Here is an 8,546-nt window from a genome sequence, read left to right as displayed (position 1 = left end):
CTCAGGGCCCACCAAAATTTATTCGATCTGCCTCCGGCAGGTCAAACCTCCGGTTAATTCCGGCGGGCTCTTAGCTCAGTTGGTAGAGCAGCGGACTCTTAATCCGTTGGTCGAGTGTTCGAATCACTCAGGGCCCACCAAATATTTAAAAGCCAAAGTTCTCACGAACTTTGGCTTTTTTGTTTGGCGCTTCCGCCTCCTCACTTCTTATCTCTCCACCCCATCAAAGCGTGAGCTCTGTCACGGCTGCAGCGGGTATCTGAGGCATCATGCAGGCATATCGGCACCCAAGCCGGCGCACAACCGTGCAAGCCTTCAAGATTCACTATGCAAAATAATCTCTCCACCTTCTGGCGCGGGCCGCGCTGGACTCTGGCCATGCTGCTTGCCATCCTCGGCATGCTCGGCCCGTTCTCGGTTGACACTTATATTCCGGCGTTCTCGGGAATTGCCAAAGCCTTGGGCGCAACCCCTATCGAGATGCAGCAGACACTGTCTGCCTATCTTTTTGGCTTCGCCTTCATGAATCTGTTTCATGGCGCACTGGCCGATAGCTTTGGTCGTCGCCCCGTCATCCTCTGGGGACTAGTGATGTTCACACTGGCATCCGCCGGCTGCGCCCTGTCCCAGAACATCACCCAGCTGGTGATCTTTCGCACACTGCAAGGCCTGTCTACGGGCGCTGGCATTGTGGTGTCCCGCGCCATTGTTCGAGATATTTTTCCACCCGCTCAGGCTCAAGGTCTGATGGCACAAATCACCATCTTCTTCGGCATTGCCCCGGCGCTGGCACCCGTGATGGGCGGCTGGCTGTTTGTGCATCTGGGCTGGCAATCCGTGTTCTGGTTTCTGACACTGATTGGCATTCTGCTCTGGTCCATCAACGTGAAGTTTTTGCCCGAATCGCTGCCCGCAGAAAAACGCCAGCCCTTTGAGTTCAAGCCGCTGATGCAGGGTTACAAAATTCTGCTGACGGACCCACGCTTTCTGCTGCTGGCACTGGCCAGCGGCATACCATTCAACGGCATGTTTCTGTACCTGCTGTCCGCACCTGCCTTTCTTGGCGATATTCTGCAACTGGAGCCGACTCAGTTTTTCTGGTTTTTCGTCTCCACCATTGGCGGCATCATGGCCGGCAGCTGGACCAGCGGAAGGCTTGCCGGGCGCATTGCACCCAAGCGGCAGATTCGCCACGGCTTTCTGATCATGTTCGTGACCTCCATCATCAATCTGGTGGCCAACCTGATCTGGCCCGCGCATGTGAGCTGGGCGCTGATTCCCATTTGCCTGTTCGCCTACGGCTGGGCGCTGATGGTGCCCGTGGTCACATTGCTGGTGCTGGATGTTCACCCCGCACGACGCGGCCTTGCCTCATCCCTGCAGGCCGTTGTGGGCTCTGTCGCCAACGGCGTTGTGGCGGGCGTGATAGCGCCACTGGTCATGCACTCAGCCGTACTGCTGGCCATAGGCTCGATTTTCATGATGCTGGTTGGCCTGATTGCCTGGATGTATTTGCACCGCCACTGGCCTGAGATTGGCCGCACGGCATCAGAGCTTTGAAATAACAAGAGCTGCCAGCGCTTGATACATAAGGATTTCAGACTCATTCATAGCTGAACCCCCTATTAATCAAGCGCAAGCAGCTCCTCTTTTTCATAAAGCGCACAACAAAAAGCCGGCTACAAGAGCCGGCTTTTTTATGGTTCAAGCGAAAGCCTGAATCAGCGATTAACGCTCGTCACGACGGGGAGCGCGGGGCTTGCGGTCAAAGCCGCGATCGCCACCACGGTCACCATGAGGCTGGTAAGGCTTGCCTGCACCTTGGCCAAAGGCTGGACGACGATCGCCGCCACCACCAAAGCCACGCGATTCACCACCGCGGAAGCCGCCTTCACGGCCGCCACCTGCATGGGCGCCATCACGAGGACCGCCAAAGCTCTTACGGGCTTCGCCGCCTTCGCTGCGACCAGCAAAGCCGCCACGGTCACCACCGCGATCGCCGCCGAAGCCGCCACGGCTAGGAGCACGATCACCGCCGCCGAAGCCGCGCTGGTCGTCACGAGGACGGTCACCACCAAAGCTAGGACGGCCACCGCCGAAGCCACGATCGCCACCACGGTCACCGCCGCGATCAGCAAAACGGTCACCGCGAGGTGCGCCGAAGCCTGGACGATCGCCACCACGGTCATTGCCGCGATCGCCACCGAAACCACCACGATCACCGCCGCGGTCGTTACCACGAGCGCCGCCGCCGAAGCTGCCAAAACCAGGCTTGCGGCCATAGCCGTCGCCATCACGGCGAGCTCCGCCGCCGAAACCACGGCCACCACCGCCACCACCACGACGGCCATCACGGTCGCCGCCTGCGGGAGCGCGCTGTACGGGCTCCAGACCAGGAATCACTTCAGCCTTGAATTGCTGACGTGTGTAGGCTTCGATATCGAACACGCGGCGACGGTCACGGAATTCCGCAAACGTCACAGCAGTACCTTCGCGACCAGCGCGACCGGTACGACCGATACGGTGGGTGTAGTCTTCAGCCTTCATGGGCAGGCCATAGTTGAAGACGTGGGTGATGGTGGGCACGTCGATACCGCGTGCGGCCACATCCGTTGCCACCAGAATTTGCACTTGACCGTTGCGCAGAGCCATCAGGCGGCGGTTACGCAGACCTTGGCTCAGAGCACCGTGCAGAGCCACGGCGGAGAAGCCGTCTTGCTGCAGGTCGGTAGCCAGGCCGTCACATTCCACTTGTGTGGATGCAAACACGATGGCCTGATTGATGCTGCTGTCACGCAGCCAGTGGTCCAGCATCTTGCGCTTGTGCTGAGCGTTGTCAGCCCAGAACAGCACTTGCTTGATGCTGGCGTGCTTTTCCTGAGGCGAATCAATCGTCAGCTTCTTCACGCCGGAGCCGTTGTCATGCATCACACGCATGGCCAGCTGTTGCACGCGAGGTGCGAACGTAGCGCTGAACATCATGGTTTGCTTGCGCTGGGCAGTCATCACATTGACTTCGGCCAGATCATCGGAGAAGCCCAGATCCAGCATGCGGTCGGCTTCGTCAACCACCAGGAACTGAACCTTGTCCAGCTTGATCTGCATGGAACGCTGCAGGTCCAGCAGACGGCCAGGAGTGGCCACTACCAGGTCAGCGTTTTGCAGCTTGGCGATTTGCAGCTGGTAAGGAATACCACCCACCACGTTGGCAACACGAATGCCGCGGCAGTGCTTGACCAGCTCGATGGCGTCATGCGCAACTTGCTGAGCCAGCTCACGTGTGGGGCACAGCACCAGGGCGCCAGGAGTAGCAGCCTTGAAATTGCGGTTGTTGGTGGGATCCTTGCGCTTGGCGCGCTTAGGAGCAGGTTCACCATTGGCTGCAGCTTCAGCGCACAGACGCTCGAACTCAGCCTTGGATTCAACTTCAGCTTGAGCGCGTTGTTGAATCAGGGTGTGCAGCACGGGCAGCAGGAAGGCAGCGGTCTTGCCGGAGCCAGTCTGGCTGGAGACCATCAGGTCGATGAAACCGTTGGAATCAGCGCCTTCGCCCATGGCCAGAGGAATGGCCTTGACCTGCACTTGTGTGGGCTGGGTGTAACCCAGATCAGCCACAGCCTGAACCAGCTCAGGGGCCAGACCCAGTTCTACGAAGCCGTTAGGAACTTCTTCAGCCACTTCTTCGGCGGCGACCTCTTCAGAGGAGATTTCTTCAGCAGCAGCGTCTTCTGCGTCCATGTCAGCCAGCATGGCGTCCAGACGGGAATCGATTTCAGGCGAAGACAAAGCAATATCAGCAGCGGCCACTTGGCCCTGCTCCAGGGAGTTTTCTGTCATGAATAGCTCACGAAAAAAGCGACGCAGTCAGCGTGCTGCTCGCTTCTTTTGACGGTTGGTTATCAACATCCACCGTCAAACTTTGACTGGCCCGTTCGCAAAACGGGGCAGATGGGTGTTATGTCTTGGCGTATCGGCTGTATGCAGGCCGTGGTACGCAAGTAAGAACCCGTGTGTGATGGAGATGCGCAAAAATTACCCATTGATCGGGTAAGCAACGTATTGTGGCACACACCGGGTTTTCCCGCAAGTGGCAAAGTTATATCCACCCTGCTGCGAGCATGCCTACCCGCAGCAAACCGCCCTCAGGCGCTGAGCAGCTCCTTACGGTAATGCTGCAGCTCGTCGATGGATTCATGCACATCAGCCATGGCGGTGTGACGTTGCGCCTTCTTGAAAGAGGAATAGGCCGTAGGCTTCCAGCGCTTGGCCAGCTCTTTCAAGGTGCTCACATCGATGTTGCGATAGTGAAAGAAGTTGTTGAGCTTGGGCATGTAGCGCTCCATAAAGCGCCTGTCCTGACCAATGCTGTTGCCACACAGCGGTGTCTTGCCCTTGGGCACGTATTTGCTCAAAAAGGCAATCAGCGCAGCTTCGGCTTCGGCTTCGGTAATGGCAGAGGCCTTTACCTTGTCGATCAAGCCGCTTTTGCCGTGCGTGCCCTTGTTCCATGCGTCCATGCCATTGAGCAGTTCATCAGACTGGTGAATCGCAAAAACAGGGCCTTCAACACGCGTTTGCAGGTCGGAGCTGCTGACCACCACCGCAATTTCGATGATGCGATCGTGGTCGGGGTTCAGCCCCGTCATTTCGCAGTCCAGCCACACCATATTGAGGTCGGATTTGGGCAGCACAACAGGGGTCGCCGCCACGGGCGCGGCGCTGGCGGAATTCGTACAGGAAGCTTCAGACATGGCGCAAATTGTCGCCTACACTGCCAATACATGGCTTCCAACCTAGATTTTTCTCTGCCGCTTTCGCTGCTATTTGCAGCCGCAGTGGCCCTTCAATGGCTGCTGCGTATATGGCTCATCTCCCGCCAGGTGCGCCATGTGGCTCAGCACCGTCCGGCAGTGCCCGCCGCCTTTGCCCACCGCATCAGTCTGGCTGCGCACCAGAAAGCCGCTGACTACACCTTGGCCAAAGCCAAGGTCTCGCTGATCGACATCACCCTGTCTGCCGCTGTGCTGCTGTGCTGGACGTTGCTGGGTGGGCTGGACTGGCTCAACCGCGGGCTGCTTGAATTCATCAACCCCGGCCTGTGGCAGCAACTGGCCCTGCTGACCTGCTTTGCACTGATTTCTGCCGTCATCGAGCTGCCGCTGTCGATCTACCAGACCTTCAAGCTGGAGCAGCGCTTTGGCTTTAATCAGATGACACCAGGCCTGTGGCTGGGCGACCTGCTCAAGTCCACGCTGGTCGGCGCAATCATCGGCCTGCCGCTGGCAGCACTGATCCTGTGGCTCATGGGCTCTACCGGCCCGCTGTGGTGGCTGTGGGCGTGGGCCGCGTGGACGGCCTTCAATCTGCTACTAATGTGGATCTTCCCCAGCTTTATCGCGCCGCTGTTCAACAAGTTCGAACCACTGACTGATGAAAGCCTCAAAGCCCGTGTCACCCAGTTGATGGAGCGCTGCGGTTTTGCCGCCAAGGGCTTGTTCGTGATGGATGGCAGCCGCCGCTCGGCCCATGCCAACGCCTACTTCACCGGCTTTGGCAACTCCAAGCGCGTGGTGTTCTTCGACACGCTGCTCAAGCAACTGAGCCCCGGCGAGGTGGAGGCCGTGCTGGCCCACGAGCTGGGCCACTTCAAGCACAAGCACATCACCAAGCGCATGGTGATGATGTTTGGCGTGTCGCTGCTGGGCTTTGCGCTTCTGGGCTGGATCAGCCAGCAGCCTTGGTTTTACTCAGGGCTGGGCGTGTCGATTCTGGAGAGCAAGCACCTCGGCGTGCCTGCAGAAAACAATGCCATTGCCCTGCTGCTGTTCATGCTGGCCGTGCCTGTGTTCAGCTTCTTCATCACGCCGCTGATGTCCGCCATGTCGCGCCGCGACGAGTTTGAAGCCGATGCCTATGCCATGCAGCAAACCGATGGCGCTCAACTGGCTTCAGCACTGCTCAAGCTTTACGAGGACAATGCCTCAACCCTCACGCCAGACCCTTGGTATGTGAGCTTTTACTATTCACACCCTCCCGCAGTGGATCGACTGGCGCGCATGCCGGCCCCCAGCGGCAGTTTGTAACTCCACACGAGTTTTCTCATGAGCACCTCAACCCTGCAACAAAAAGACTGGTCCCAGCTCAAGCGCAGCGCCCTCAACGCCGAGCAGGTGCGCGCGCAGCTGGCCTCACTTGAAGGCTGGCAGTTGGTGGGCAGCGATGCCAGCCCCGCCATCAGCAAGACCTACCGCTTTGCTAATTTTTACGAAACCATGGCCTTTGTGAACGCGCTGGCCCTGATTGCCCATCAGCAAGACCATCACCCCGACCTGGAAGTGGGCTACAACCGCTGCAAGGTGAGCCTGAACACGCATGACGTGGGCGGCATCTCTGAAACCGATATCGACTGCGCTCGCCGCATCGAAGCACTGCTGAAGCTGGCCTGATTTCTATGGCAAAACAAGGACAGCGCCCCCGCGCCCAAGCAAACTCTGACACTCAGACAGGCTTGGTGGTTGCCAGCTATGGCCGCCACTGCGTGGTCGAAACACCGGACGGCGAGCGCCGCATCTGCCACCCACGTGGTAAAAAAAGCCAGGCAGTTGTGGGCGATCATGTGCTGTGGCTCGCTCCCCCACCCGGTCAGGGTGATGAAGGCACGATCGAGAAAGTGCTCGAGCGCCGCAATGTCTTCTACCGCCAAGATGACATTCGCACCAAGACTTTTGCCGCCAATCTCGACCAGCTTCTGATTCTGATAGCGGCCGAACCTGTGTTCAGTGAAGTGCAGCTCGCCCGCGCCTTGATTGCCGCCGAAGCCGCTCACATTACGCCCATCATTGCGCTGAACAAGATGGACCTGGAAGAGCCTTTCCTGCGCGCCTGGGAGCGGCTGACCCCCTACCGCAGCATGCGTGACTCCGTAGAAGACCCGCCCCATTACACGGTGCTTCCGCTATCGCTGGAAGATGCCGACGAAGAGGATCGCGACGCCATCATTGGCCTGCTGCAAGGCAAGACGACCCTGGTGCTTGGCCCTTCTGGCGTAGGCAAAAGCACTTTAATCAACCTGCTGCTGCCAGACGCCAAGGTTGCTACCAAAGAAATTTCGCAGGCTCTGAACACCGGCAAGCACACAACCACCAGCACCACCTTGTACTGGGTGGATGAGGCGCGTACCACGGCAATCATGGACTCACCGGGATTCCAGGAGTTTGGCCTCTATCACATCGCCCCCACACAGCTGCCCGCGTGTATGCCCGACATTGGCGCCCATGCCAAGAACTGCAAGTTCTACAACTGCACCCATTTGCATGAGCCAGGCTGCGGAGTGATTGATGTGGTCAAAAATGGCTCGGACGATTTACCCATCAGCGATAACCGCTATCGTATTTACAGCGAACTGTTCGATGAGCTGAGCCAAGTGGGATATTGAATCTGCGCTGCGATCGCAGTCATCGCAGGCGCTCACTAAATCCATAGCAGCTAACGCTTAACCAATAAGCGCTAGCTGCTTTTTTAATGAATTATCCAAGCAGGCGAGCAAAGGTCAGCAAAGCCAGCAGCAGTAGCCAGACCACCACCGAGCGCCAGACCAGCCCCACCACGCTGCGCAAATGGGACATTTCAGGCTCGCGCCCCGGGGTGGCGTCACTGCCATTCTCCCACTGCGCATCAGCACCCTCTTCGCCGTAAGCAGCATCGCGACGGCGCAAGGCCTCGCCACCCAGGCGCACATTGATGGCACCGGCAGTGGCGGCCAAAATTACGCCATCGTTGTCATTCGGAAAGCGCTGGGCGTAAACGCGCCAGTTGTCGATAGCCTCTTCAAAGCTACCCACCATGGCAAAGGAAAGCGCCGTGAGCCGCGCTGGCAGCCAGTCAATCACATACCAGGCCTTGGCTGCCGCAGACTGCAGCCGCTCACTGGTCGGGGCCTGCAAGCCTTCAGCGCCCTTGCGTGACCAGGCCCGCGACAGATATTCAGCCATACGGTACAGAATGGCACCCAGCGGGCCAAGTCCCAGTGCCGAAAAAATCGAGAACCAGAACAGCACGCCAAACACATGGCGGTGTGCGGCCAGTACCGAATATTCGATGACATGGCGCACCACTTCGCTGCGCGGGACTTCGCTGGCATCCACCTGCTGCCAGTCGGCCAGTGCCTGACGAGCGGCAAATTCATCCCCCGCATCCAGCGCATCACGAATGTGCGTGAAGTGGTGGCTGAACTGGCGAAAGCCCAGCGTGACGTAGAGCACGGCCACGTTCCAGAGCATGGCAGCAGGCCAGCCAATCAGCTGCAGCAAGGCCCAGAAGATACCGAGCACGATGGCGCAGGGCAGCAAGACAGCCATAATCCAGGCCAGCCAGCCGTGGTGGGCCTTGCCCGCGTCAAAGTTGCGACGAACGGTCACCGTCCAGGCGCGATAGCCCCCTTGCACCAGGTTAGACCGGGCCAGCGGGCGCGCCTGCTCAAGCAGCAAGGCGATCAAGATGGCGAAAAAACTCATTGCTTCATCATAGCGGGGCTGTTTGTCAGCTTG

At 58.7% G+C, this 8,546-nt stretch carries 7 protein-coding genes and 1 tRNA gene; 5 read left to right on the top strand and 3 right to left on the bottom strand.

The genetic code is table 11. The annotated features are described in order from the left end of the window. Window positions 1-64 precede the first annotated feature (64 nt). Window positions 65-140, top strand: a tRNA-Lys gene (locus RSF91_RS06720). 187 nt (window positions 141-327) lie between these two features. Then, window positions 328-1,560: a multidrug effflux MFS transporter gene (locus tag RSF91_RS06715; protein WP_332567680.1), complete on the top strand. Its 1,233-nt coding sequence runs from the start codon at window positions 328-330 to the stop codon at window positions 1,558-1,560. A 168-nt stretch (window positions 1,561-1,728) separates the two neighbouring features. On the opposite strand, the gene RSF91_RS06710 is transcribed toward RSF91_RS06715, so the two are convergent. Together RSF91_RS06710 and orn are read right to left on the bottom strand one after the other, a co-directional pair. Further along, window positions 1,729-3,837: a DEAD/DEAH box helicase gene (locus RSF91_RS06710; protein WP_332567679.1), complete on the bottom strand. Its 2,109-nt coding sequence runs from the start codon at window positions 3,835-3,837 to the stop codon at window positions 1,729-1,731. Window positions 3,838-4,142: 305 nt separating this feature from the next. Continuing rightward, entirely contained in the window at window positions 4,143-4,751 is a 609-nt protein-coding gene (orn, locus tag RSF91_RS06705) for an oligoribonuclease (protein WP_442878812.1), read from the bottom strand. 30 nt (window positions 4,752-4,781) lie between these two features. On the opposite strand from orn, the gene RSF91_RS06700 reads away from it, so the two are divergent. From RSF91_RS06700 to rsgA, 3 genes are read left to right on the top strand one after another with little or no spacing between them, the layout of a single operon-like run. Then, window positions 4,782-6,083: a M48 family metallopeptidase gene (locus RSF91_RS06700; protein ID WP_332567678.1), complete on the top strand. Its 1,302-nt coding sequence runs from the start codon at window positions 4,782-4,784 to the stop codon at window positions 6,081-6,083. 18 nt (window positions 6,084-6,101) lie between these two features. Continuing rightward, on the top strand, window positions 6,102-6,446 hold the full coding sequence (locus RSF91_RS06695) for a 4a-hydroxytetrahydrobiopterin dehydratase (RefSeq protein WP_332567677.1): 345 nt from the start codon (window positions 6,102-6,104) through the stop codon (window positions 6,444-6,446). Window positions 6,447-6,451: 5 nt separating this feature from the next. Then, on the top strand, window positions 6,452-7,435 hold the full coding sequence (gene rsgA / locus RSF91_RS06690) for a ribosome small subunit-dependent GTPase A (protein WP_332567676.1): 984 nt from the start codon (window positions 6,452-6,454) through the stop codon (window positions 7,433-7,435). A 91-nt stretch (window positions 7,436-7,526) separates the two neighbouring features. On the opposite strand, the gene RSF91_RS06685 is transcribed toward rsgA, so the two are convergent. Then, window positions 7,527-8,513, bottom strand: coding sequence for a CobD/CbiB family protein (locus tag RSF91_RS06685; RefSeq protein ID WP_332567675.1), 987 nt, complete (start codon window positions 8,511-8,513; stop codon window positions 7,527-7,529). Window positions 8,514-8,546 lie beyond the last annotated feature (33 nt).

It is taken from the genome of Comamonas sp. (assembly GCF_036643215.1).
GTDB lineage: Bacteria > Pseudomonadota > Gammaproteobacteria > Burkholderiales > Burkholderiaceae_C > Comamonas.
The sequence above is the reverse complement of the archived record's forward strand: the minus strand, read 5'-3'. Positions and strand labels throughout refer to the sequence as shown.

Coding starts and splice junctions, on each gene's coding strand:
- RSF91_RS06715 (WP_332567680.1), top strand. CDS start 328: ATGCAAAATAATCTCTCCACCTTCTGGCGCGGGCCGCGCTGGACTCTG.
- RSF91_RS06710 (WP_332567679.1), bottom strand. CDS start 3,837: ATGACAGAAAACTCCCTGGAGCAGGGCCAAGTGGCCGCTGCTGATATT.
- orn (WP_442878812.1), bottom strand. CDS start 4,751: ATGTCTGAAGCTTCCTGTACGAATTCCGCCAGCGCCGCGCCCGTGGCG.
- RSF91_RS06700 (WP_332567678.1), top strand. CDS start 4,782: ATGGCTTCCAACCTAGATTTTTCTCTGCCGCTTTCGCTGCTATTTGCA.
- RSF91_RS06695 (WP_332567677.1), top strand. CDS start 6,102: ATGAGCACCTCAACCCTGCAACAAAAAGACTGGTCCCAGCTCAAGCGC.
- rsgA (WP_332567676.1), top strand. CDS start 6,452: ATGGCAAAACAAGGACAGCGCCCCCGCGCCCAAGCAAACTCTGACACT.
- RSF91_RS06685 (WP_332567675.1), bottom strand. CDS start 8,513: ATGAGTTTTTTCGCCATCTTGATCGCCTTGCTGCTTGAGCAGGCGCGC.